Origin of the sequence: Colwellia sp. MB02u-14 (assembly GCF_014076915.1) — a bacterium.
Lineage (GTDB): Bacteria > Pseudomonadota > Gammaproteobacteria > Enterobacterales > Alteromonadaceae > Colwellia_A.
This window is the reverse complement of the sequence record NZ_JACGUX010000079.1, coordinates 394,282-417,560: the sequence shown is the minus strand read 5'-3', so window position 1 is coordinate 417,560 and position 23,279 is coordinate 394,282. Positions and strand designations below refer to the sequence as shown.

Genomic DNA, 23,279 nt, shown 5'->3' with positions numbered 1-23,279 from the left:
AACGCCTGTAGTTTTGGCTCTTTACTCTGTTAGATATACATTATTTTGACACTTTTGTTAACCATAGATCAAGTTGTTATAATTACTTCATTACTTCATTACTTCATTACTTCACTTGGTGCTAAGTGGTCAAGTAATACTCCCCCTCAGTTTTTTAGCTTAACTCAAACCTTCTTTCTAATTCATTTAGGCTTATCCCTTCGTTATATATGTAAAATTAGCACCTACATATGATGAGATTCGTAAATTAATATTTTAAGTAAAACTTGTCAAAATTGAGTGAGAGTGATTGTAATAAACGTTATAATTTTTTAACAAAATAAAGTTTAGTACTTACCTATATTTACCTATATTTACGTAAATTCGAGGGTTTGAGAATGAGTCCCAGAATAAAATTTCTTTGTAATTAAAAGCAACCTACTCCATGTGCTTAATTTTTAATGCGCCATAGTGTATTAATAGTAATGAAAGTTAAAATAACTCGTTATATAAACATCATGTTTTTATAAGTAAATATTAAGTTAGCACGGTGTACTCTATCAACATGCTCTTTAACACCTGTCATTTACTTATCTTATCTTGACGTTAATGTGTGTAACGCATTATTTCTTTAGGGATTAATTGTAACGGTATGACTTTATCTGCAGCGCCTAAAGCAATCGCCTCTTTAGGCATACCAAAGACCACACAAGATTGCTCATCTTGGGCAATAGTCACAGCACCCACCTCTTGCATTTCTTTTAATCCACGTGCGCCATCATCTCCCATGCCTGTCATGATAAAACCAACAGCATTTTTCCCTGCAAACTTAGCAACAGAACGAAATAACACATCAACCGATGGTTTATGACGATTAACCTGAGGCCCGTCAATAACTTGCACATGGTATTGTGAACCATTGCGTTTTAGTAACATATGTTTACCACCAGGTGCAATGAGGGCTAATCCAGGTAATACACGGTCATTGTTTTTTGCTTCTCTTACATTAATATCACACAATGAATCAAGCCTTTGTGCAAAGAGTGCCGTAAATTTTTCTGGCATATGTTGTACTATTACCATTCCTGGTGCTGTGCTAGGAAGTGCTGTCAGTACTAACTCTAATGCCTGTGTACCTCCTGTTGAGGTACCTATAGCAACAACATGTTCCGTTGTTTTACTCATGGCTTGGTCTGTTCGCTTCGATATTACATCGGCATTAAACTTTGGCTTTATGGCGGCTGTGCGTAAATTACTTACATTAGCATGTGCGGCCGATTTTACGGCTTGAATAATATTTTTTGCGGACTCTTCCAAAAAAGCTTTAACACCAGACTGGGGTTTAGTGACAACACACACGGCTCCAGCGTCCAGTGCCTGCATGGTGGTTTCAGCGCCTTGTTCAGTTAAAGAGGAGCAAATTACCACGGGCGTTGGATGTTCAGTCATTATTTTTCTCAAAAATGAAATACCATCCATACGTGGCATTTCAACGTCGAGCACAATTACGTCTGGCCACTGCTTTGCCATTCGATTCATCGCAAATAGTGGGTCCGAGGCAGCACCTATAACATTTATATTAGGATCACTTGACAAGACGACCTGTAAAACTTGACGTACGACTGCAGAATCATCGACCAATAATACGTTTATCTTAGACATCTTGCATCCCTCCTTTATCAAGCGATATTTGACCACGTTTGACCCATACGTCACCCGTATCAAGTTCTAGATGAATCTTTCGATAATTAGTGCCCCCAACATCGGTTGTTTTTATTTTAAATCCATGATTAGCGAGTAAGTCTATGCCAGCAGCGATGTTGTTTTGAGCAACATTTATGCCGACATTTGTGGGTTGTAAGCAGGCAAACATATTGCCACCACCAAATAATTTTACTTCATACTCATCAGGAGAGCTTTCAGTTGATTTTAGGTGTTCCATAAAAAGTGCCAAAGCATCATCTGCAAAATGTCCATAACTGAGCTGTTTGTTTTCACCACGAACGGGTAAAAGGTAGTGACACATTCCACCAATAAGCTTTAATGGATGCCACAACGTTATGGCGATACAAGAGCCTAATAACGTATAAATGGTAGTGTTGGCATCACCAAAATAAAATTCTCCCGGTGCTAGCGTGACCTCTACTGTGTTATCACCCGCATCAGGGCTTTCATCCCTTGTTGGGGAAATTAACGGTAATAAACTCGTGTGCTGCATTAAGTCCTTATTTAACATATTTTTTCATATACTGATGGCGCTACTACTCTTAAGTCGTTTGTTATGCCATTAAGGCTCTCTGAATGTCCAACAATTAAAAAACCGCCAGGTTTTAATTGTTTACATAAATTATCAACGACTTGCTTTTTAGTTGGTATGTCAAAATAGATCAAGACATTACGCAAAAATATTACGTCAAAACTGCCCAAACGTGTCAGGTCAGATTTTAGGTTAGCGTGCACAAACCCTACGCGTGAACGTAGTTCGTTGGCAATAATAAAAGTACCATCTTGGTTGCCAATACCCTTAAGGCAATATTTTTTTAAATAAGTACTTGGGATGTTGTCTATTCGCTCAATGGGATATTGTGCCAGTCGAGCCTTGTCAATCACTTCAGTACAAATATCTGTCCCCACTATTGCCCACTCATTGACTAAGCAGTGTGCAGACAGAACCATAGATAACGTATATGCTTCTTCTCCACTAGAACTTGCTGCGCTCCATATACGTCGTGCGCCTGTTTTCCATTTCGGGAGTATCACCTCACGCAAAAAATCAAAATGCTTCGACTCTCTGAAAAAGTAGGTTTCATTAGTGGTTAACAGATCAATCGCAATTTGCCGTTCACCATTATCCTCCTTTTTTAAGAGTTGAAAGTAATCTGCATAGCTTGCTAAGCCATAATGCCTTAGGCGCTTAGCAAGCCGTCCAGTGACGAGAGCTTTTTTTGCCCCCGTCATATTGATCCCTACTATGTCATAGAGCATTTTTTGAAACAGCGTAAATTCGCTATCATCCATGACAATATGATCAATACTTTGTTCAGTCATTATCTTTCCAAAGCCGGTGATTCGGTATTTTGATTTAGCATGCCTAATTCATCGACTGAGAGAACGTTATCTACATTTAATATAATCACAAAGTCACCGTCTACCTTACCCATACCATGGATAAAATCCGTGCGTATTTTAGCGCCCAATGCAGGAGGGGGTTCAATTTCATTAGCCGGAATTTCTAATACAGCTGAGACTGCATCTACCATTACCCCTATAACATGGCAGTCATCATCCGTAGTGACTTCGATGATCACGATACAAGTACGCTTTGTTACCTCGCTCCGATTACTGCTAAAGCGCGCAATTAAATCAATTACGGGTACTACGGCGCCGCGCAGGTTGATAACCCCGCGCACGAACGCTGGCATCATAGGCACGGTGGTCAAGTTGCCGTATTCTAATATCTCTTTGATATTAAGAATACCGATAGCAAACATTTCATTACTAAGTTTGAACGTTAGAAATTGATCATCATCTTCAGTTTTGTTGAGTGTTAACTCATTTTCTTTAAACGTTTCAATTTTTGATAAAGTCATAATGTCTCCTAGAATCGAACAAATTCTGAGTCGCCAACCGCTTTAGGTAAGTAATCATCATTGTCTTTAACCACCGTCATTTTTGGTGTGGTCTTTTTCATTGATGTGACTGATGAATTACCGGCACTAGGCAGTGAAAAGAAATTCATGGTTTCCTGTAACTGCTCAGCCTGACCACTCATTTCTTCAGCAGTAGCTGCAAGCTCTTCAGACGTTGAAGCGCTTTGCTGAGTTATTTTATTGAGTTGTTCCATGGCGTTGTTTATTTGTGAGGCTCCAGAAGATTGCTCTTCTGACGCCGCGCTAATTTCCTGAACCAAGTCAGATGTTTTTGAGATAGACGGTACTATATCATCCAATAATTTTCCTGCTTTTTCTGCAGTACCTACACTGTTTTGGGCTAACTCACCTATTTCTTGTGCGGCTATTTGACTGCGTTCTGCCAACTTACGTACTTCTGCTGCGACTACCGCAAATCCCTTGCCATGTTCGCCGGCTCGAGCTGCTTCAATTGCGGCATTAAGTGCCAATAGGTTAGTTTGATAGGCAATATCATCAATGATACTGATTTTCCCTGCAATACTATTCATAGCGACTACTGTGGCTTTAACCGAAGCGCCACCTTCACCAGCTTCTTTCGCTGCTTTTGTTGACATGGCATTCGTTACTTTAGCATTTTCAGTATTTTGATTAATAGACGCTGACATTTGCTCTACCGAAGCCGACGTTTCTTCAACACTGGCGGCTTGTTCGCTGGTGCTTTGGCTGATACTTTGTGCCGTTGCCGACACTTGCTCTGAAGCAGAGGTTAAATTTTCTGTGGCAGATCTGACATCAGTGATCGTTGTTGTTAGCCTGTTAGCCATAGATTTCATCGCGGACAAAAGTTGACCTGTTTCATCTTTACTATTAATTTCTATGTCGACGGTAAGATCTCCCTCAGCAAGAAGATTTGCAACGGCAACAGCTTGAACAAGTGGTGTGGTAATAGCGCGTGAAATAAAGAACCCTAAAATGATACCAATAATGACACCACCGACAGAAAAACTGATCATTAATACTCGACTATTGTCATACAGATTAGAGGTGAATTGTGAGGCATCTGCGGCATTGGTTTCTTTCACTTCTGACAGTTCAGTCAGTAAGTCGTCTACTGTGTTAGCGATAACGCGTAAATCTGTTTGAATAAAGATGATTGACTGCCTGTCATTATTCACGAGCGTTTCTGAATTAATGATTTTTTTTACCTTTATTAGGGCAACTTTATATTCCCCCCACTCTCGAGAGAAAGCGTTAAGTAATTGTTTACCTTCTTCGGTGGTAAATTGCGACCTAGCTTTATCAAAGCTCGCTTGAACGGCATCGGCATTAATAGATGTTTGCGTGATATACCTTTGTCTTTCCTCTTCTGTGGTCGCTAACACTGAATTTCGAAGCGAACGTGCCACACCCATCAAGTTGACATTGGCCTCTTTAATACGAGACAAACCCAGTAATTCTTTTTGATACAAGTCGTCAGCAGCGTCATTGAGTTCAGACATGTTGGAGACCCCAATAAAGCCAACCAGTCCAGTAATCATTGAGACGAGCAGAAATGCTCCAATTAATTTTATGCCAATTTTTTGATCTTTAAACATGTTAATACTCCGTTATTTATAATTTAGTTATTGTTTATTGTTATTTAAGATTAAGCCGTTATAGGTAAAATGTGAGGTTGATTGCTTATGGCTCCTTGTATTAAACCAGGAATATCGAGGATCAATGAAACATCGCCATTGCCCAGTACCGTAAAACCGCTGACGGCTCTAACATTATGAAAAATATCTCCTAGTGGCTTGATGACGGTTTGAAATTCGCCCATGAGCTCATCAACAACAATGCCTGCTTTATTACTGCCATATTTCACAACAACTATGTTTTGTCGTTTTCCTAAGCCTCCTTCTATGGCTAACAATGTTCGTAGGTTGATGAGTGGTAATACTTCGCCTCGTAAATTAATATAATCTTTGCTCGTGTCTAGTGAGTTATTCATCTCCTTTAATTCAATACATTCAATGACTAAATCAAGTGGAATGACAAAGGTGTCTGCGCTAACACCAATAAGGAAACCATCAATAATCGCTAAAGTGAGCGGTAAGCGCACTCTAAAGTTAGTACCTAGTCCAGGTTTACTGTCCAGCTCTATAGCACCGCGTAGTTCAGTAATATTACGTTTAACGACATCCATACCCACGCCGCGCCCAGAGATGTTGGTTACTTCATTCGCGGTTGAAAAACCGGGTTCAAAGATTAAGTTATATATATCACTATCTTCTAGTTGTTGGCCTTCCTGCACTAAACCCTTATCTATCGCTTTATTGAGTATTCGCTGCTTATCCAGCCCAGCTCCATCGTCGTTGACTTCAATAATGATGCAGCCAGAGTCATGGTATGCATTGAGTTTGATTAAGCCCGTCGCTGATTTCCCGTTTGCTTGTCGAGTATCAATATTTTCAATGCCATGATCTATGGAGTTGCGTACCAAATGCATTAATGGGTCACTAATTTTTTCGACCACCGTTTTATCAAGCTCAGTATCAGCGCCAGTAATTATCAGTTCAATATCTTTACCGAGTTCTTTTGACATATCATGTACCACTCGTTTAAAGCGAGTAAAAGTAGCACCAATGGGTATCATTCGCAGACACAAGGCACTGTCTCTTACTTCTTCAACTAGAGTGGTTAATGTCGATACAGACTCAATTAACATTGTGTTTTCAGTCGTTTGCGCATTAAGTGCGGTACCCGCACTGGCAATGACCAATTCTCCCACTAAGTTAATCAGTAGGTCGAGCTTAGCGGAGTCGACTCTTACCGAGGCAGCATCTCTAGATTTATCACTACGGATCTGTGTTTGTTTTACAATGGCAGCATCTATTACTGGTTGATAAGACATTCGTTGCTCAACAAGAATATCGCCCAGTGGTTTCTCTATCGAAGTCATATGTAAACTGTATTGTGTGCTAAGTGCATCGTTTAATTCAGTTTGTGTGATTGCTCCTGCATGCACTAATATTTCACCAATACGCTCATCATCATCACTCGAGTCAATAAGCGCGATATAATCTGACACTTTGCTGTTCGGTGGCAAAATCGCAATATGGCTACCCTCTTTAAAAAATTCAAAGGCATCATCAATTGTTTGTTTATCTGATGTTGTTTTAAAGATAATTTCAAAACGTAGATATAAACTTTCTGGATCCATCTCGGCATTTTGTGGAATAGCATCACCAAGCGTAGTGATACTGATAACTTCACCAAGTGTTTCCAAATAATGCAACATTGACAGGGGTTCCATACCATTACGTAATGTGTCAATAGAAAGTTGTAACGAGATATGCCAATTGTCATTTTTAGCGTGTTCGCTATCAATGCGTTCAGTGTCAGTATCTGGCAATGGCACCATGTCTTTTTTTACATTGCTATCTTCATCTGGGCCATTCAATATTGATAATTTTGATATCAAAGCACTGCCATTCTTGACGAGTAAATCATCGAGTGGATCTTGTGTTTCGGCTATTTGTACTAATAGCCGAATATGATCGCCACAAGCTAGAAGTAGCTCAACAAGTTCAGCCGTAATATTTGTATTACCCTCACGTAATTTATCTAAGAAATTCTCTACAACATGGGTGAAATTTACGATCTCATCAAGCCCAAACATACCAGCAGAGCCTTTGATGGTATGGGCTATTCTAAAAATAGAATTTAGCTTATCATGGTCAACATTGTTGTGTTCAAGATGTAATAATATTGTTTCTAATTCATCGAGTCCCTCACGTGACTCATCTAAAAATGTTGGTAATACCACACTCAAATCAAGCTCCATGTAAATCTCCTTTTCTATTGGTCAGTAAAACTGGGTCGTTAAAATACGAAACCAAGCCAAGAAATTCGAAGGCGTCAAGCACGGCATTACTATGTTGTACTAATGATAAACGCAGATTATTATTGTTACGTTCTTGTTTAATCAACATTAATAACTGGATGCCTGCGCTATCAATTTCTGATACCCCATCAAGGTTAATTTCCATATCTCGCTTGTCGTCTATTAGCTTATCTAACAAAGTCTTAAGCTCGGCTGCACTGTAGATGTTCATCTCATTTATGATTGATATACTGATAAGATTTTTATTATCTTCATATTTCAACATGATCAGTCCTTTTTATTTTTATGGCAGTATAAGTTTGGCTACGGCCGACAACATCTGTTGGGGTTGAAACGGCTTAACTATCCAAGCTTTAGCACCAGCAGCTTGTGCCTCTCTTTTTTTCCCTTCTTGTGATTCAGTCGTCAACATTATTACGGGCGTAAATTTGTAAGATGGATTTTTCTTTAATTCTTTTACAAAGCTAATGCCATCCATGTTGGGCATATTTATATCACTGATAATAAGATGGATTTTTGACCCTGATAGTTTAGAAAGGGCGTCAATACCATCACAAGCTTCGATTACATCGTAATTTTGACTTTTTAGTGCCATGATGACCAACTGCCTTAAAGAGGTTGAGTCATCCACTATCATTATTTTTTTCGCCACGATCTACTCCTAATTAAAAAATATTGATTTACCCCCGTATTAATTTTTATTAATACGGGGATAAATCGTACTATTACTACGATGCTGTGGTTTGCTGTGGTTTGCTGTGATTTGCTGTGATTTGCTGTGATTTAATTCTGTTTGACTAAGCTTCGTAATGTAGAGAAAAATCGATGCTTATATTGAGCACTGTCGTTATTTGTATTGCCATTCGAGATGGCTATATAGTGAGTAAATCTTTTATCATCCATTTCCCATACTTCCTTTTACTATCAATTGTAAATATTAAGGTGATTTAACCCTTACACGCAAATGTTAGATCAAATAATTATAACTTATACGTATAACACATATTGACGGTTCACTTTTTTATAAAAATTTTGTAAGTAATTTAATATCAATATAAAAGATTACATTTTTGCCTTTATTTACTTAGAAAAATGTAATTTCTTCAGGTTCACTATTGCTTGTATCAACACCTAAATGGTTATCATATTGCTCAGGCATGGTATAACTTTTTTCCATTTTATGAAGCCAATCTTTGACATCAATAAAAGTATGCCACTGCTCTTCATTAAGCGAAGCCACTAAGCTTCCAACATCTTGTTCCACTTGGCTGAGTATTTGGCTAACCCTATCTTGGAATTGTAAGGAAACTAATACTCGACTGATTTCCTTATGCATGTTTTGCTGTTCTATGCTTAATTGAGTTGCTGTTAATTCAACCTGCTCTGCTGAATCAGCGATGTGATTCATACTTCCCTTAATTGCAATTTCTGTTTCTTGCATAGCAATATCGTCTTGCTTAGAGTAATCATCTGTAGCGTCTAACGTATGATTAATTGTCTCGTTAACGAGAGCAACGCGTCGTTGAATGTTATTACCTGCATCTCCGGATTTTTGTGCTAACTCGCGCACTGCTTCTGCAACTACGGCAAAACCTCTGCCGGCTTCACCAGCACGTGCGGCTTCTATAGAGGCATTAAGTGCTAACAAGTTCGTTTGATCTGCTAAACTGGAAACGATTGTTGCCATGCTGTTTAATTCTTTGGTAATGCCCTTTAGCTGAGACATGCCACTGAGCATAGTTTCTTTGCTCTCCATGGTTTTACGTTGTGACTCCAACACTTCTGCCAATTCCGTCTGACTATTTTGGATAACTTGCATCAGAGAAATTTTATTTTGGTTTGTTTCTGAACCAATAGTTTGCGTTGATACATGCATTGCGTTTTCCATTCCGCTAATCAGATTTGAAAACTGGTGACAAAGTTTTCCTATTTCTTGTTCTGAGTGTATTCTGGCTGTGTTGATATGCTTTTGCCAAAGCGGTAAAGCACTTTGACAAAGAGTGTGAATTGCGTTTTCCCTGTTGTTTGATTCTATTGTCTGCTGAACGGCATGCTGCTCGTTACATTCAATAATCGACAGACGAATAGCTTCTTTATGTTTGATTATTATTTGCTTGTCAATGTACCAAGCAAGTAATAATAACATTACACTCGCTATTACCTTGTATAAAATGGAACCATCACTAAATTGTAAAAGGACGATACAAGTGAGTGCTAAAAAAATACTACTGAAAATCCGTTTAATAATTTTTCCCCTATTATCTGTAAAATTTTAATGTTCTAAACATAAATAATCACGAAAGTATTCATTACTTATATCTAAAATAAAATAGCTTATGCCAACATAAGTGCGAACTATCAACACTGAGTATGTGAAAATATCATCGAAGATAACTACCGGGTGATAACGTTGATTGTATTAATTCTCAGCCAACACCTCTGTTATATTTCAACCTATCACTTGCATTATCCGTTTGTCAATGTCATAAAATATTAAATTAACGTTATGTAATATGTATGCTATTTGTTAATAATACGTCACATTTATTGTACATATGCTCTATTAATAGCAATGTTATGAGGTATACGTATCAAAAATAATAGCAGATCAATTTTTAAACACTTTATTTTGATTAATTTTATCAAGGTTTTATTACATCGTTATTACGCTATTAAACAAAGATAAAATAGCCTACAAGAGCTGATTATATTAATGAAAGAAAGGTTTATTAATAAGGTTTAAATATTACTTTAATAACGTAGTGAATTTTTACATTTAAGTGAATTTCATGGATGTTAATTAAATAAAATTTATTATAGTGATTAGATGTTTATTTAATAAATAGGCTTATGGAGTTAATTTAGGACCATATGTAAAAACATACTTTTTTTGACGTGAGTAGTTTGGTCTCTTCAGCTCTTTAATTTTCGCTTAAGTAGTTGGGAAAACTATGGAAGTAGGCAAAATTTATCGCTTTGGTAGCTATTTTTTACGGTGTCTTTTTCTTGGGGAGTACTGATTGTTTTGTTTTCCCCAGCCATGGACCAGCGGAGGAGGGACTAAGTGTACTTTGAATTTTTAACTTGAAAGTAATTCGTTGAAAACAAAAAGTGGTGGCCCCTCCCTGACTTGAACAGGGGACCTGTCGATTATGAGTCGAATGCTCTAACCAACTGAGCTAAGGGGCCATCTTTTTATCCGCTTTAAATTGAGACTTCAACTTAAAGCGGCGTGAAGTATAAGCATTTTTTATTTTGTTGTCACTAGCGTATTTTTAAAAAATGCTAAATTTTACATCGTTCGCTTAATTATTAGGCGATATGGGTGATTTTATATCACCATTGCCTAGCTACTATTTATTGATAATGACTTTTCTCTTGGTTAATAAAGATAATGAAAGGATTGTTAACCATAATATTGTGCCGCCACTACTTTTTGTATTGGGGGTTGGTGTTATTACAACGGGGGCGACTACTGAAACAATAACACTTCCTGTACTTGATGCACCTCTGAAATCAGTGGCGGTGAGTTTAAATGTTAACGCAGTAGAAGTATTTGGGGCCGTAAAGCTTGCTGATAACATATCAGCGTTAGTTATCGATACGGCTGAGCCTGCTGTTTGCTCCCATAAGTAGGTCATACTGTCGCTTTCTGCATCTACGGCTTGAGCCGTTAACGTTACACCTTGATTAGTATTTACTTCAAAATTCTCTCTTAGAGTAACTACAGGTGCTGTATTTTTATCATCATCAGCAATCGTGAATATGATTTCTGCATTGCCACCTAATCGACTATTATCTATGCTTGATAAGGTTAAGGTGAACGTTTCATCATCTTCTTCTTCCATATCATCAATAATGGTTAATATAATTTTTTTAGTATCACTTTCACCTTCGCCCCAAGATACTTGCCCCGATACATCAATGATATCGCTACCAATAATCGCTTGTCCTGAAGTCAGTTGATATTGGAATGAGATACTGCCCGATGTGCTACCCATTCGGTTAATGTTTACGGCGTATTCACCAACATTCTCTGCGATTGTTTGTTCGTCGAATTCAAAGCTTCCCGTTCCTTTATCTATTAACCCATTAATATTGATGGTGTTGTAACTGTTTGAGCCAAGTGTTGCACCATTAGTTGGATTATATAAACGTATAAAGAAAGACTCTGACAATTCGGTATTTGTTAGGTCATCTGCAATATCAATACTTATTGTCTTATTCGCATTGTCGTTTGCAGCCCAAGTGAGTGTGTTGTTTTCTACATCAAAGTCGGTACCTTTTTTAGCGCTACCTTGAATAACTTGGTAACTTACCGCAGTACTTTCTGTAATGTTTGAACCATTACGTTGCACAATGAGGTTCAGTGTTGTTCCTTGAGCAATTTTCGTGCTTTTACTGGTAAAGCTGAACATTCCTTTCGTTGAAGCTTTAGCGTTATCTTTTAGTACATACAGACCACTGTTAATATCGCTAACAAGAATATTTCCTGACGGTAAAAATGGATACACGCCCCATGCACCATTAAAGCTCGCTGAGTTACTCGGTGTGAAAGTATCAAAGAACCCAACTTCAGTAGGCGTTGTTGGATCTGTAATGTCTAAAATGGTTAAGCCACGTTCGTAGTTAGACATATAGTATCTATTACCTCGAACAAAACCATTGTGATCAATCGCTTGTGTGGGGCCGGTCCATTGGCCAACCTGTGTTGGGTTCGTTAGATCCCCAATTGAAAATATTCTAACGGTGGTGTTTAATCCACCACGAAATTCATCAAACTCGTCATGTAATAAAATGAACTGCTTATCTTCAGTGCCCCAGCCAGAATGTACATATTTATTGTTCAAAGCTACATCGTTATATTCAGCTGTACCTAACTGGGCTGAGTTGTTTGGATCGGTTATATTCCATAACTTCATAACATCTTCATTAAAATCAATGAAAATAGTACAACTACCAGATGTTAAACCACAATCATTAAGTGCACGTTGGTCATCTATAACGAGAGAGGCCCCATCATGGGTGTAGCCAATACCAAAATTGTTAGCAGCAACGTTGACTAATGTTTTTGGGTTTTCTAATGAATAGCTTTGGAAAGCCCCACCTCTACTGTTTGTGCCAATAAGCTGTAGTGAAGCGGTTTGATCTGGAAGCGTTATATTAAGGGTATGATCAACATTAGTGATATAAACATTATGGGCTCTACTGACCACTTTATTCTTTTCAACTAAGGTTATTGAATGAGGAAGAGTGTTAAGGTCAATAATAGTCACATAGTCTGTTGGACCATTACGAACACCTTCGGTTGTAACATAAGCATAGGCTTGCCATAAATTGATAGTTTCATCAAAGTATTGGTAAACTTTTACATCTCTCCATTGAGATGTTACACCTGCAATAGTTCCTACTTCTACAGGAGTCATGGGGGCGGTTACATCAACTACAACGACACCATTGGTTACGCCCATAATAGCAAATTCATTACCCGTATTTAAATCGACATGTCCCCAAATGTCGTTGCCTTCAACAGGATCACTCGACATTGCAGTTAATGGGAGATGAGCGAGCAAATCAATGTTATTACAGTCAAAAATATCAGCTTTGCCATTAACACAAGGTTCATTTGCTTGGCTTTCACTGAGTTGATAATAACTTGCAAGTTTTTGTTTTAAATCTTTATCATTAGCAAAGGCTTTACCATCAGCAATAACGCGAAAACCGTTACTACGAAGCTCATCAACCATTTCAATTGGAATATTATGTAAAGTGGTCACATTTGACTGAGGGCTTTGTGATTGGTAATGATCAAATTGATTATAGCCTCCAACGACTGACACAAGAGCACTTTTTAAATAAAATAGTTCTTCGCTTGAAGTGATTGTAAAGTCGCCTGAAGCAACAAGTACGTTGTCACCCTTGTTTGCCTGGCTAACAGCATAAGCAATTGTTTTGCAGGGTCTAAGAACATTATCACAGCGGTCTTTATCTACGCCATTAATAGCAACAAATCTCGACTTATCATGCTCTGAATGAGCTAATGTATTTGAAGAGAGTAAAAAATAGGATATTGAAATAATTGCAATGCTAAGAGGTAATGATATTTTAGCCATAATGTGCTCGTTTTTTATTTAGCTGTTCAATATTTGATGGCTTTACCATAGCAAGTTAACGTACAATTTAAAACTGACTCGTTAACATTACCTTAACTTCATGTAAATATTACTTTGCATTCAACGATTAAGCCTTATTCAAATGAACCGTTATATATTAAAATTTTTTTTATCTATCACACCTATTTTTGGGTTAAGTATAACCTTACTTTCAGGATGTTTTCAAAAGGCGAACCCCACAAAAATTACCTTTCAAGCTTTTTATAAAAATACTGCCATCAACTGTGCGAGTAGTTTTTCTGATGTTCATGAATTAAAAAGTAGCGAACCACAACAGTGGCAATATCAGCAGTTACAGTTTTTTATCCATGGCGTTGAGGTGAATACCAGCAGTAATGGTTGGCAGCCTTGGCTGATGACAACAAATGCAAATCAAGCAGACAATGTCGCTTTATTGGGAGAGGTATGTGATAGAAAAAATAGCAAAGGTTATTGGCAACTCGAATTAATACCCTTAGATGAAGCGGTTGTTGTTACTGATATTCGTTTTACTTTAGGTGTACCATTTGCACTTAATCACCTGAATCCATTAACCCAACCTAGTCCATTAAATGAGGCTTCAATGTTTTGGGGATGGCAAGGGGGGCATAAATTTATGCGGGCCGAGTTAGTCTCTCAAAACGATGACTGGCTATTTCACCTAGGCTCTACCGGTTGTAAAGCATTAAGCCCTGTACGTGCACCAAAAAATGAATGTTTGTATCCTAATCGCGTGTCTGTTTCTTTACCTTTTACCTTGGAAAATTCTACCATTGAATTTAATTTAGCGTTGTTAGTGCGAGATGTTAGGTTAGCACGCAAAAATAGTTGTCAATCGGCAGCCGACGAAGAAAGCTGTAAAATGTTATTTAAAAATTTAGGTTTGGGAGCGAATACTAGTAATGAATCGTTGTTATTTAAGACAAAAAATAATGAATAATGGGCTTCTACATCGGGTTAAATTAACACTTCAGTGCTTATTCACTTTTGGCATTTTTTTGGTTTTGCAATCATGTAGTGAGAATAAGAAGCTAGAAAGTGATTATCAGTGGCCAATTATCGCGGGATTCCCTAAACCACAAGTGCCGCAAGATAACCCGATGACCCAAGCAAAAGTTAATTTAGGTAAACAACTCTTTTTTGATAAAAGTTTATCTGCCAATCAACAACAAGCTTGCGCCAGTTGTCATCATCAAGAATTTTCTTTTGGTGAAAATATCCCACACTCATTTGGTAGCACCGCACAACCACATCGACGTAATGCCTCTGCTTTAGTTAACATAGCGTACAACAAAACATTAACGTGGGCCCATGACGGTTTAACCTCTATTGAACAGCAAATACTATTACCTATGTTTGGTGAATCACCGGTTGAATTAGGTATAACTGGCCATGAAGATCAGGTTTTAGCGCGATTTAATACCAAGAGTTATCAGCGTTTATTCACTGAAGCCTTCCCAGAAAAAACCATAAGTTTCGATTTAATTGTTAAAGCATTAGCGAGTTACGTACGCAGTTTAATTTCTTTAGATTCGCCTTTTGATAGCTACGCATATTTGGCTAACGACAATGCTATATCCGCAGAAGCTTTACGAGGGATGAATCTGTTTTTCTCAGAAAGGCTCGAGTGTCATCATTGTCATGGTGGATTTAATTTTACGCAGTCTACCAGCCATGAAAAACAGCTAATTGATCGCAGACCTTTTCATAATACGGGTTTGTATAATGTAAGTAATAGTCACAAATCAGGTTACCCAAAAAATGATACAGGTTTAGCAGAAATTTCAACCTTAGCAAGGGACGATGGTCGGTTTAGAGCGCCCACTTTACGTAATATTGAAGTCAGTGCTCCCTATATGCATGATGGCAGTATGGCGAATTTATCCGACGTTATTGATTTTTATGCGGCAGGTGGAAGAAATATTACAACAGGAAAACATCAAGGAGATGGTCGAAAAAACCCATTAAAAAGTCAGTTTATCAAAGGATTTACTTTGACCACCGCAGAAAAAAACGATTTGCTGGCTTTCTTGAAAACACTCACGGACCAAACATTTTTATCTGATCCCAAGCATATTATTGTTGATAAGTAAGTCTTAAAACGTGAAGGTTAAACCTGCTGATAATTCACTTTGCACCCACATGTCGCTTGATATTGCGACTTCACAGGTATTGTTATCACAGAATATTGCATCTTTAGCGTCAATAAGTGTTGCATAGACTCTTGCACCTAAGCGAATAGCTACCTGTTCACTTAATTGTAATTTGCTATGAAACCCTAAATTAACCGACAGTTTGGTTTCATCATCAAGTTCTTTTGCATCAGGTGAAAAATGCGTAATACCAAAGCCACCAGAAAACCAGAAGGGTATTAAGGTGTTTGAAATGGGTACATTACCGCCGATGTGTAGGTAGCTTACTGACAGATCACTCGTATATGGTGTTAATAAGCTTGCAGGTATTAGTTCACTCTCATAGTGGCTGAACAGTAATTCTCCTTGGCGTTTATCATCATAAGGCCAAGCGACAATTACGCCAAAACTTGAACTTTCATCTATCTCAACTTCTAACGATTGGGGTTCACTCATATCATAAAAGTCACCTGCAACAGTAAAGTCCCCCCCTAAACGGTAACCTGCAAAGGGAGTTACTTCGATAGGCTCAGATTTAGACGCTAACGTCGGTAGTGTTAAAAATAAAGAAAGTAATAGAATGATAAAGCGCATTGAAAGTCCTTTTATAGAATATGGGTTAAGTCGAGTTAATTTCAGGTAAAAAAAATCCAGTAAGTCATTACTGGATTTTAAGTTATCATTTAAAAATGAAAGATTTATTCGCCGTCTAAGAAACTTTTGAGTTGTTCAGAGCGAGAAGGGTGACGTAGTTTACGCAACGCTTTTGCTTCAATTTGACGAATACGTTCACGTGTAACATCAAATTGTTTGCCTACTTCTTCTAAAGTATGGTCGGTATTCATATCGATACCAAAACGCATTCTTAGCACTTTAGCTTCACGAGCGGTTAAGCCAGCTAATACTTCGTGTGTAGCAAATTTCAAGTTTTCTGCAGTAGCAGAATCAACAGGTAGCTCACCGTTACCATCTTCAATGAAATCGCCTAAGTGTGAATCTTCGTCATCACCAATAGGGGTTTCCATTGAAATAGGCTCTTTAGCAATTTTTAATACCTTACGGATTTTATCTTCAGGCATTATCATACGTTCTGCTAATTCTTCAGGTGTTGGCTCGCGTCCCATTTCTTGTAACATTTGACGTGAAATACGATTCAATTTATTGATCGTTTCAATCATATGTACTGGGATACGAATCGTTCTGGCTTGGTCAGCAATTGAACGAGTGATCGCTTGACGGATCCACCACGTTGCATACGTTGAAAATTTGTAACCACGACGGTATTCAAATTTATCAACCGCTTTCATCAAACCAATGTTACCTTCTTGAATTAAATCTAAGAATTGTAAACCACGGTTGGTGTATTTTTTCGCAATTGAAATAACAAGACGTAAGTTAGCTTCAACCATTTCTTTTTTCGCACGACGAGCCTTAGCTTCACCGATAGACATACGACGATTAATATCTTTAATACCGTGTACATTTAAGAACGTTTCTTTTTCTAATTGGTTTAATTTATAAATACAGCGTTCAACGTCTAGTTCAATATCAGACATTTTTGCTGAGTAAGCATGACCTGCAGCTTTATGTTCGTTAAACCAATCTTTAGAGGTTTCATTACCAGGGAATATCTTAATAAACGTTGTTTTAGGCATGCCCGCACCAACAACACAGTGCTTCATGATTAAACGTTCTTGAATACGTAATCTATCCATTACGCTACGCATGTTTTTAACCAGCTTATCAAAAAGTTTAGGTATTAAACGGAATTCTTTAAATACTTCAGCTAGATCATCAATTGCTGATTGTGCGTCTTTATGACCACGACCTTTTGCATCAATAACTTTGTTTGCTTTCTCATAGGCATTGCGAAGCAGTGTGAACTTTTCTTTAGCAAGCTCAGGACAAGGACCTGTATCTTCTTCTTCCTCGTCTTCATCATCAGCTTTGTCTTCATCACTTAGATCTTCTTTCGAGAGCTCTGAGCCAATATGAGTCGCTGCCGCTGGAATTTCTTCTTCTTCGGCATCAGGGTCTAAAAAGCCAACAATAATGTCAGTTAAGCGTACTTCTTCCGCTTCAAAGTTGTCCCACATATCGAGTAAGAAATTGATTGCCGGCGGATATTCAGCAACACTGCGCTGAACTTCTTTAATGCCTTCTTCAATACGCTTAGCGATTACAATTTCGCCTTTACGTGTTAATAGTTCAACCGTACCCATTTCACGCATGTACATGCGGACAGGATCTGTTGTTCTACCAATTTCGCTTTCAACCGTAGCAAGTGCTTGGGCTGCTGCCTCAGCAGCATCTTCATCAGTATTACCTTCTGTCATCATCAAAGTATCTTGATCTGGAGCAGTTTCGAATACTTGAATACCCATGTCGTTGATCATTCTAACGATGTCTTCAACTTGGTCTGAATCGATTATGTCTTGTGGAAGGTGATCGTTAACTTGTGCAAAAGTTAAGTAACCTTGCTCTTTACCTTTGGTAATGAGCTCTTTAAGTCTAGATTGTGGGGCTTGATTCATTGACGAGTGTCCACCTAAATTATGGCTATCAAAATGAAAACAGTAAGCCGGAAATTATAGCTAATTGCTTAGTATATTGCCAGCGTTAAACTAAGTTCAACTTATTTTTACTTGCTACGCACTTAACAAACTGTGCAATTCTTGTTTCTCACTTTTGCTTAAACCACTTTCATATTCTTTAGCAAGCAATTGCTCTGTGCGTTGTTCAATAAATTTGTTTAAAAAACTTTCTATTACATCAATAAACATTGATTCAGCATTTTCAGGTTCGACATAGTGCTGTAAGCACATCAACTTTGTTAATTGACTACCTTCAGTCGTCCCTCGAAAATGTTCAATCAATTGACCACTGTTAATATCTGAATTTTGTTTACATAGTACTAACAGACTATTTAGCAAGGGGATACCTGGCATATCGAGCTGTTGTAAAATGGTAATATCGGGTAACGCTCTAATGATATGGGGGTGCTCAAGTAATAATGCAATAGCAAGACGCAATGGTGTGATCTTACTTTGTTTTTTTACTGCACTCGCCTTATTTTTTTGGACATTTTTTTTACGTAATTCTTCTAAACGTTTTTCGTTACCACGTGCAAATTTATTGGCTAATTCAGTTAAAATTGAATCTTTCAACGTGCTGTCAGGAAGTTTATTTAAATAAGGCTGAAATAATTCAATCATTTTTGATTTACCTTCCAGCGTATTCATATTCACTTGCAAAGAAAGGTGATCAAATAGAAATACTGATAAAGGCGTGGCGTTATCTAAAATTTCTTCGAAAGCCTGTTGACCTTTTTCTCTAATTAATGAATCTGGGTCTTCGCCATCCGGTAAAAATACAAATTTTAAGCTAGTGCCGTCGTTAATTAAAGGAAGAGCATTTTCCATGGCTCGCCAAGCAGCATCTCGTCCTGCGCGGTCGCCATCATAACAACAAATAACCTCTTTAACGGTTCTAAATAATGTTTGGCATTGTTCTGGCGTTGTTGATGTACCAAGCGATGCAACAGCATAGTCAACCCCATGTTGTGCAAGGGCGACAACGTCCATATAGCCTTCAACAACGACTAAACGTGTTAATTGCTTATTGGCTTGTTTCGCTTCATATAAACCATATAATTCTTGGCCTTTATGATAAATACGTGTTTCTGGAGAGTTTAAATATTTTGGCGTACCATCACCCAAAACCCGTCCGCCGAAACCGATAACCCGTCCACGCTTGTCTCGAATAGGAAATTGAATTCGGCCTCTAAATCGATCATATGGACGGTTTTTATCTCCTTTAATCGCCATGCCTAAATCAACAAGCTGTTGCGTTGCTGAAGGATTTGTAGCAAAAATGTTCATCATGCCATCCCAAGCATCGCTGATATAACCAATACCAAAGCGCTTAACGACTTCACCGCTTAGTCCACGACCTTTTAGGTACTCGATGGCGGTATCTTTGTCTTGGGCAACTTTTAATTGTTGTTGATAAAAACGACTGATTTTTTCCATTAGCTCATAATCGTCTTGTTTTTGTTGATGTGCTTGTTGCTGTTGTTTAAGTTGTGCAGGACTATGGTTGTTTTTTTCGCGAGGCACTTCCATATTATAATGAGAAGCAAGTTCTTCAATCGCGTCAGGAAACTCTAAACGATCAAATTCCATTAAAAAAGAAATGGCATTGCCATGTTCGCCACAACCAAAGCAATGATAAAACTGTTTATCTTGGCTAACGCTAAATGAAGGAGACTTTTCGGTATGAAAGGGGCAGCAAGCTTGATAATTTTTACCTGCTTTTTTTAAGGGAACCCGAGAATCGATCAATTCGACAATATCAGCGCGAGCCAATAAGTCATCTATAAATTGTCGAGGGATCATACCAGTCATTACTACTTTATCTTTGGTTGTTTGTGCGATGTTTATTTTAAACTGAATTTACCTGATGGGGTAGGTGTTTTTTAGTTTCTCGTTAAGATGAAACGTTAAGTGAGCTTTATATAAACAAAAAAGCCGTGAAATAAATTCACGGCTTTAAAATATTTTTCTATAAGATTAAGTGAGTAAGCTTTTGTTACAACCCTTTATGCGTTTAATGTATTGCGAACTTGGCCACTTACGGCCCCTAAGTCTGCTTTACCTTGCATTAAAGGTTTTAATACCGCCATTACTTTACCCATGTCAGCCATTGAAGCTGCACCGGTATCGGCAATAGTTTTCGTAATTAACTGACTAACTTCTTCGCTTGAAAGAGGTTGCGGAAGAAAAAATCCTAACGCGGTTACTTCTTCAGCTTCTTTAGCCGCTAATTCATCTCGACCACCCTCAGTAAACATCTTGATTGACTCTTTACGCTGTTTAACCATTTTGGTTAAAAGCGCAATGACGTTCTCATCAGTTGCTTCGAGGTTATGATCGATTTCGGCTTGTTTAACAGCTGATATAGCCATGCGAATAACACCAAGACGACATTTGTCTTTAGCACGCATAGCAACTTTCATTTCATCTCTGAGTTGATTTATTAAACTCATATATTACTCGATAGTCTTAAATACTACTAAGGTATCTTAGTACATGCGAACGCGGCGAGCGTTTTCACGAGAAACTTTTTTAGCGGCACGTTTAACTGCTGCAGCTTTCTTACGTTTACGTTCCCAAGTAGGCTTTTCGTAAGATTCGCGACGGCGAACTTCTGAAAGGATCCCTGCTTTTTCACATGAACGTTTAAAACGACGTAATGCAACGTCAAATGGTTCGTTTTCTCTAACTTTAATTACTGGCATGTATAACCTTAGTATGTATCTATATGATTGGTGTATTGCTTAAACATTATTGCTTCGCAAACACCCACTCTATCAAAATTGGGTGACGTATTTTAAAGCTAACCACTAGTTAAAGTAAAGTGTAATATTTTCTAAAACTAAAATTAGTTAATTTAATACTGGTTTTATTATATATCTGCTCATTTTAAATAGCTAAAATGAATAAAAACTTCGTTTACCTTTATCTGTTTTTTCATAAAAAAGTAGATCAAAACCTTAATCAAATGGGTATAATACTTACATAGGGGGCGTTAAAATCGCTCGATAAAATGAAAGTAAACGTTATTTAGATTTTTAGGTTAAGGGTATTATGCGAATTTTAGGTATAGAAACATCTTGCGATGAAACAGGCATTGCTATTTATGACGACGGCGAAGGTGATTTACCCGAAGGTATCGTTGCGCATCGTTTATATAGCCAAATTGCTGTTCATGCTGACTATGGCGGCGTCGTTCCTGAATTAGCGTCACGAGATCATGTCCGTAAAACTATCCCACTAATTAAAGAAGTCTTAAAAGAGGCAAATTTAACTCCTGCTGATTTAGACGGTGTTGCTTATACTGCAGGGCCTGGGTTAGTTGGGGCTTTATTAGTTGGCTGTTCAATTGGCAGAAGTTTAGCCTATGGTTGGGGTCTACCTGCCGTGCCTGTTCATCATATGGAAGGGCATTTATTGGCACCCATGTTAGAAGAAAATGTACCCGAATTTCCTTTTGTTGCTTTGCTCGTTTCTGGTGGACATACCATGCTCGTGCGTGTTGACGGTATTGGTCAATATGAAATGTTAGGTGAATCGGTTGATGATGCCGCCGGTGAAGCATTCGATAAAACCGCAAAACTACTCGGGCTTGACTACCCAGGTGGACCAGCGTTGTCTAAAATGGCTGAAAAAGGCACCCAAGGACGTTTCAAGTTACCACGCCCTATGACCGACCGTCCTGGTTTAGATTTTAGTTTTAGTGGTTTAAAAACAGCTGCCGGTACGGTTATTCGCAAAGAAATAGCGTTACAAAAAGCACAAGGCAATGATGGTATGGATGAGCAAACCCATGCTGATGTTGCTTATGCATTCCAAGAAGCGGTTGTTGATACGTTAGTAATAAAATGTCGCCGAGCTTTGCAGCAATGTGAGTTAAAGCGCTTAGTGATTGCTGGTGGCGTTAGTGCCAACACGTCTCTTCGAGAAAAATTAGGGCAAATCACTAAGCAGCTTGGCGGCGAAGTTTTTTATCCACGTCCTGAGTTTTGTACAGATAACGGTGCGATGATCGCTTATGCAGGTTTACAACGTTTAAAAGCCGGAACTGACGCAGATTTATCGTTTAAAGCCACGCCTCGTTGGCCATTAGATACTTTACCTGCTGTTTAAGTAACATTAACTAAATATAGTCACTCTTGGTTTTGTTGCCTGAGTGACCCTGCCTTTTGCATTCAGTAGTTGTACACGCCACTAATTTTGATTTTACAAGGTGGCTAAGCCGCGGTAGGACATTAGGGGAATGTAAGAGCAGTTACCGAAAGTAACCATGCGGTTCAACGAATGATTTACTGGGTTTTAGTAAAAGAAACCTTACTTTCATGTCCTTTAATTAAACGCCAAATATTATCTTTGTGGCGAAATATAATTAACACCGATAACATCATGACCGGATACATATATAAAGGTTTTAGTAGCCAAATATAAAAAGGAGCCAGAGATACCGTAACAATCGCGGCTAAACTTGAATACCGCGTAAAATATATCACACTTACCCAAGTCAAAATTAGCAGGCCGCCTAAATCTAAACCAATAGGGAGTAAAACGCCAAGTGCCGTTGCAACCGCTTTCCCGCCTTTAAAGTTAAAAAATATCGGGTACATATGCCCCAAACAAGCAGCAAGTGCGATAAGTCCTAAATTAAGGGGGGCTAAGCCAAGGAAATATGCGCTCCACACCGGAATAGTCCCTTTGAGAACATCAAAGGTAAGTACCAATGCAGCGATATATTTATTACTTATGCGCAAAACATTGGTTGCGCCGGGGTTGTTTGAGCCTGCAGTTCGAGGGTCTGGTAGATTAAATAATTTACACAATAAAATAGCACTAGAAATCGAGCCGACTAAATAGGCAGCAATCATAATCATCAGTGTTATTAATAAAGCGCTAATAAAAAACCTCCT

General features: G+C 38.2%; 19 protein-coding genes and 1 tRNA gene. 3 read left to right on the top strand and 17 right to left on the bottom strand.

Annotated features, from left to right (window positions below; genetic code table 11):
• Nucleotides 1–585 precede the first annotated feature (585 nt).
• From H4J52_RS12200 to H4J52_RS12150, 11 genes are all read right to left on the bottom strand, one after another.
• The gene (locus H4J52_RS12200; protein WP_182177230.1) at nt 586–1,641 is read right to left on the bottom strand and encodes a chemotaxis response regulator protein-glutamate methylesterase; all 1,056 of its coding nucleotides are present in this window, start codon (nt 1,639–1,641) and stop codon (nt 586–588) included.
• Entirely contained in the window at nt 1,634–2,215 is a 582-nt protein-coding gene (locus H4J52_RS12195; RefSeq protein ID WP_220459972.1) for a hypothetical protein, read from the bottom strand. Before H4J52_RS12195 ends, H4J52_RS12200 begins: the two co-directional genes overlap by 8 nt.
• The gene (locus H4J52_RS12190; RefSeq protein WP_182177229.1) at nt 2,209–3,027 is read right to left on the bottom strand and encodes a protein-glutamate O-methyltransferase CheR; all 819 of its coding nucleotides are present in this window, start codon (nt 3,025–3,027) and stop codon (nt 2,209–2,211) included. The genes H4J52_RS12195 and H4J52_RS12190 overlap by 7 nt, the downstream gene beginning before the upstream one ends.
• Nucleotides 3,027–3,569, bottom strand: a complete 543-nt coding sequence (locus H4J52_RS12185) for a chemotaxis protein CheW (RefSeq protein WP_182177228.1) — start codon at nt 3,567–3,569, stop codon at nt 3,027–3,029. The genes H4J52_RS12190 and H4J52_RS12185 overlap by 1 nt, the downstream gene beginning before the upstream one ends.
• 8 nt (nt 3,570–3,577) lie before the next feature.
• Nucleotides 3,578–5,206 carry a methyl-accepting chemotaxis protein gene (locus H4J52_RS12180; RefSeq protein ID WP_182224791.1) on the bottom strand — a complete coding sequence of 543 codons (1,629 nt, stop codon included), beginning with the start codon at nt 5,204–5,206 and terminating at the stop codon, nt 3,578–3,580.
• Between the two features lie 50 nt (nt 5,207–5,256).
• Nucleotides 5,257–7,437: a chemotaxis protein CheA gene (locus H4J52_RS12175; RefSeq protein ID WP_182224789.1), complete on the bottom strand. Its 2,181-nt coding sequence runs from the start codon at nt 7,435–7,437 to the stop codon at nt 5,257–5,259.
• On the bottom strand, nt 7,427–7,762 hold the full coding sequence (locus H4J52_RS12170; protein ID WP_182177225.1) for a lipid asymmetry maintenance protein MlaB: 336 nt from the start codon (nt 7,760–7,762) through the stop codon (nt 7,427–7,429). Before H4J52_RS12170 ends, H4J52_RS12175 begins: the two co-directional genes overlap by 11 nt.
• A gap of 18 nt (nt 7,763–7,780) precedes the next feature.
• Nucleotides 7,781–8,149, bottom strand: coding sequence for a response regulator (locus tag H4J52_RS12165; protein ID WP_182177224.1), 369 nt, complete (start codon nt 8,147–8,149; stop codon nt 7,781–7,783).
• 432 nt (nt 8,150–8,581) lie between these two features.
• Nucleotides 8,582–9,643, bottom strand: coding sequence for a methyl-accepting chemotaxis protein (locus H4J52_RS12160; protein WP_182177223.1), 1,062 nt, complete (start codon nt 9,641–9,643; stop codon nt 8,582–8,584).
• Between the two features lie 966 nt (nt 9,644–10,609).
• A tRNA-Ile gene (locus H4J52_RS12155) sits at nt 10,610–10,686 on the bottom strand.
• 164 nt (nt 10,687–10,850) lie between these two features.
• Nucleotides 10,851–13,610, bottom strand: coding sequence for a choice-of-anchor B family protein (locus tag H4J52_RS12150; RefSeq protein ID WP_182223608.1), 2,760 nt, complete (start codon nt 13,608–13,610; stop codon nt 10,851–10,853).
• A 142-nt stretch (nt 13,611–13,752) separates the two neighbouring features.
• On the opposite strand from H4J52_RS12150, the gene H4J52_RS12145 reads away from it, so the two are divergent.
• On the top strand, nt 13,753–14,589 hold the full coding sequence (locus tag H4J52_RS12145; RefSeq protein ID WP_182224787.1) for an MbnP family copper-binding protein: 837 nt from the start codon (nt 13,753–13,755) through the stop codon (nt 14,587–14,589).
• Complete coding sequence (locus tag H4J52_RS12140) at nt 14,582–15,742, top strand: MbnH family di-heme enzyme (RefSeq protein WP_182224786.1); 1,161 nt, start codon at nt 14,582–14,584, stop codon at nt 15,740–15,742. Before H4J52_RS12145 ends, H4J52_RS12140 begins: the two co-directional genes overlap by 8 nt.
• 3 nt (nt 15,743–15,745) lie before the next feature.
• Here the strand turns inward: H4J52_RS12140 and H4J52_RS12135 are convergent, their stop codons facing one another.
• The 5 genes from H4J52_RS12135 to rpsU all read right to left on the bottom strand — a co-directional run bounded on the left by H4J52_RS12135 (nt 15,746) and on the right by rpsU (nt 21,080).
• Complete coding sequence (locus tag H4J52_RS12135) at nt 15,746–16,375, bottom strand: hypothetical protein (RefSeq protein ID WP_182177213.1); 630 nt, start codon at nt 16,373–16,375, stop codon at nt 15,746–15,748.
• A gap of 104 nt (nt 16,376–16,479) precedes the next feature.
• Nucleotides 16,480–18,315 carry an RNA polymerase sigma factor RpoD gene (gene rpoD, locus H4J52_RS12130; protein WP_182177212.1) on the bottom strand — a complete coding sequence of 612 codons (1,836 nt, stop codon included), beginning with the start codon at nt 18,313–18,315 and terminating at the stop codon, nt 16,480–16,482.
• A gap of 114 nt (nt 18,316–18,429) precedes the next feature.
• Nucleotides 18,430–20,187, bottom strand: a complete 1,758-nt coding sequence (gene dnaG, locus H4J52_RS12125; protein ID WP_182224784.1) for a DNA primase — start codon at nt 20,185–20,187, stop codon at nt 18,430–18,432.
• Nucleotides 20,188–20,381: 194 nt separating this feature from the next.
• Nucleotides 20,382–20,828 carry a GatB/YqeY domain-containing protein gene (locus tag H4J52_RS12120; protein WP_182177210.1) on the bottom strand — a complete coding sequence of 149 codons (447 nt, stop codon included), beginning with the start codon at nt 20,826–20,828 and terminating at the stop codon, nt 20,382–20,384.
• A gap of 36 nt (nt 20,829–20,864) precedes the next feature.
• Nucleotides 20,865–21,080 carry a 30S ribosomal protein S21 gene (gene rpsU, locus H4J52_RS12115; RefSeq protein WP_011045067.1) on the bottom strand — a complete coding sequence of 72 codons (216 nt, stop codon included), beginning with the start codon at nt 21,078–21,080 and terminating at the stop codon, nt 20,865–20,867.
• Nucleotides 21,081–21,429: 349 nt separating this feature from the next.
• Here rpsU and tsaD point away from each other — a divergent pair, with 349 nt between their 5' ends.
• Entirely contained in the window at nt 21,430–22,488 is a 1,059-nt protein-coding gene (gene tsaD / locus H4J52_RS12110) for a tRNA (adenosine(37)-N6)-threonylcarbamoyltransferase complex transferase subunit TsaD (protein WP_182177209.1), read from the top strand.
• Between the two features lie 176 nt (nt 22,489–22,664).
• Here the strand turns inward: tsaD and plsY are convergent, their stop codons facing one another.
• Entirely contained in the window at nt 22,665–23,243 is a 579-nt protein-coding gene (gene plsY / locus H4J52_RS12105) for a glycerol-3-phosphate 1-O-acyltransferase PlsY (protein WP_182177208.1), read from the bottom strand.
• Nucleotides 23,244–23,279 lie beyond the last annotated feature (36 nt).

Excerpts from the sequence above, each read along its gene's own strand:
- H4J52_RS12200 (WP_182177230.1), bottom strand. The coding sequence starts at position 1,641 with ATGTCTAAGATAAACGTATTATTGGTCGATGATTCTGCAGTCGTACGT.
- H4J52_RS12195 (WP_220459972.1), bottom strand. The coding sequence starts at position 2,215 with ATGTTAAATAAGGACTTAATGCAGCACACGAGTTTATTACCGTTAATT.
- H4J52_RS12190 (WP_182177229.1), bottom strand. The coding sequence starts at position 3,027 with ATGACTGAACAAAGTATTGATCATATTGTCATGGATGATAGCGAATTT.
- H4J52_RS12185 (WP_182177228.1), bottom strand. The coding sequence starts at position 3,569 with ATGACTTTATCAAAAATTGAAACGTTTAAAGAAAATGAGTTAACACTC.
- H4J52_RS12180 (WP_182224791.1), bottom strand. The coding sequence starts at position 5,206 with ATGTTTAAAGATCAAAAAATTGGCATAAAATTAATTGGAGCATTTCTG.
- H4J52_RS12175 (WP_182224789.1), bottom strand. The coding sequence starts at position 7,437 with ATGGAGCTTGATTTGAGTGTGGTATTACCAACATTTTTAGATGAGTCA.
- H4J52_RS12170 (WP_182177225.1), bottom strand. The coding sequence starts at position 7,762 with ATGTTGAAATATGAAGATAATAAAAATCTTATCAGTATATCAATCATA.
- H4J52_RS12160 (WP_182177223.1), bottom strand. The coding sequence starts at position 9,643 with ATGTTATTATTACTTGCTTGGTACATTGACAAGCAAATAATAATCAAA.
- H4J52_RS12150 (WP_182223608.1), bottom strand. The coding sequence starts at position 13,610 with ATGGCTAAAATATCATTACCTCTTAGCATTGCAATTATTTCAATATCC.
- H4J52_RS12145 (WP_182224787.1), top strand. The coding sequence starts at position 13,753 with ATGAACCGTTATATATTAAAATTTTTTTTATCTATCACACCTATTTTT.
- H4J52_RS12140 (WP_182224786.1), top strand. The coding sequence starts at position 14,582 with ATGAATAATGGGCTTCTACATCGGGTTAAATTAACACTTCAGTGCTTA.
- H4J52_RS12135 (WP_182177213.1), bottom strand. The coding sequence starts at position 16,375 with ATGCGCTTTATCATTCTATTACTTTCTTTATTTTTAACACTACCGACG.
- rpoD (WP_182177212.1), bottom strand. The coding sequence starts at position 18,315 with ATGAATCAAGCCCCACAATCTAGACTTAAAGAGCTCATTACCAAAGGT.
- dnaG (WP_182224784.1), bottom strand. The coding sequence starts at position 20,187 with ATGACTGGTATGATCCCTCGACAATTTATAGATGACTTATTGGCTCGC.
- H4J52_RS12120 (WP_182177210.1), bottom strand. The coding sequence starts at position 20,828 with ATGAGTTTAATAAATCAACTCAGAGATGAAATGAAAGTTGCTATGCGT.
- rpsU (WP_011045067.1), bottom strand. The coding sequence starts at position 21,080 with ATGCCAGTAATTAAAGTTAGAGAAAACGAACCATTTGACGTTGCATTA.
- tsaD (WP_182177209.1), top strand. The coding sequence starts at position 21,430 with ATGCGAATTTTAGGTATAGAAACATCTTGCGATGAAACAGGCATTGCT.
- plsY (WP_182177208.1), bottom strand. The coding sequence starts at position 23,243 with ATGATTATGATTGCTGCCTATTTAGTCGGCTCGATTTCTAGTGCTATT.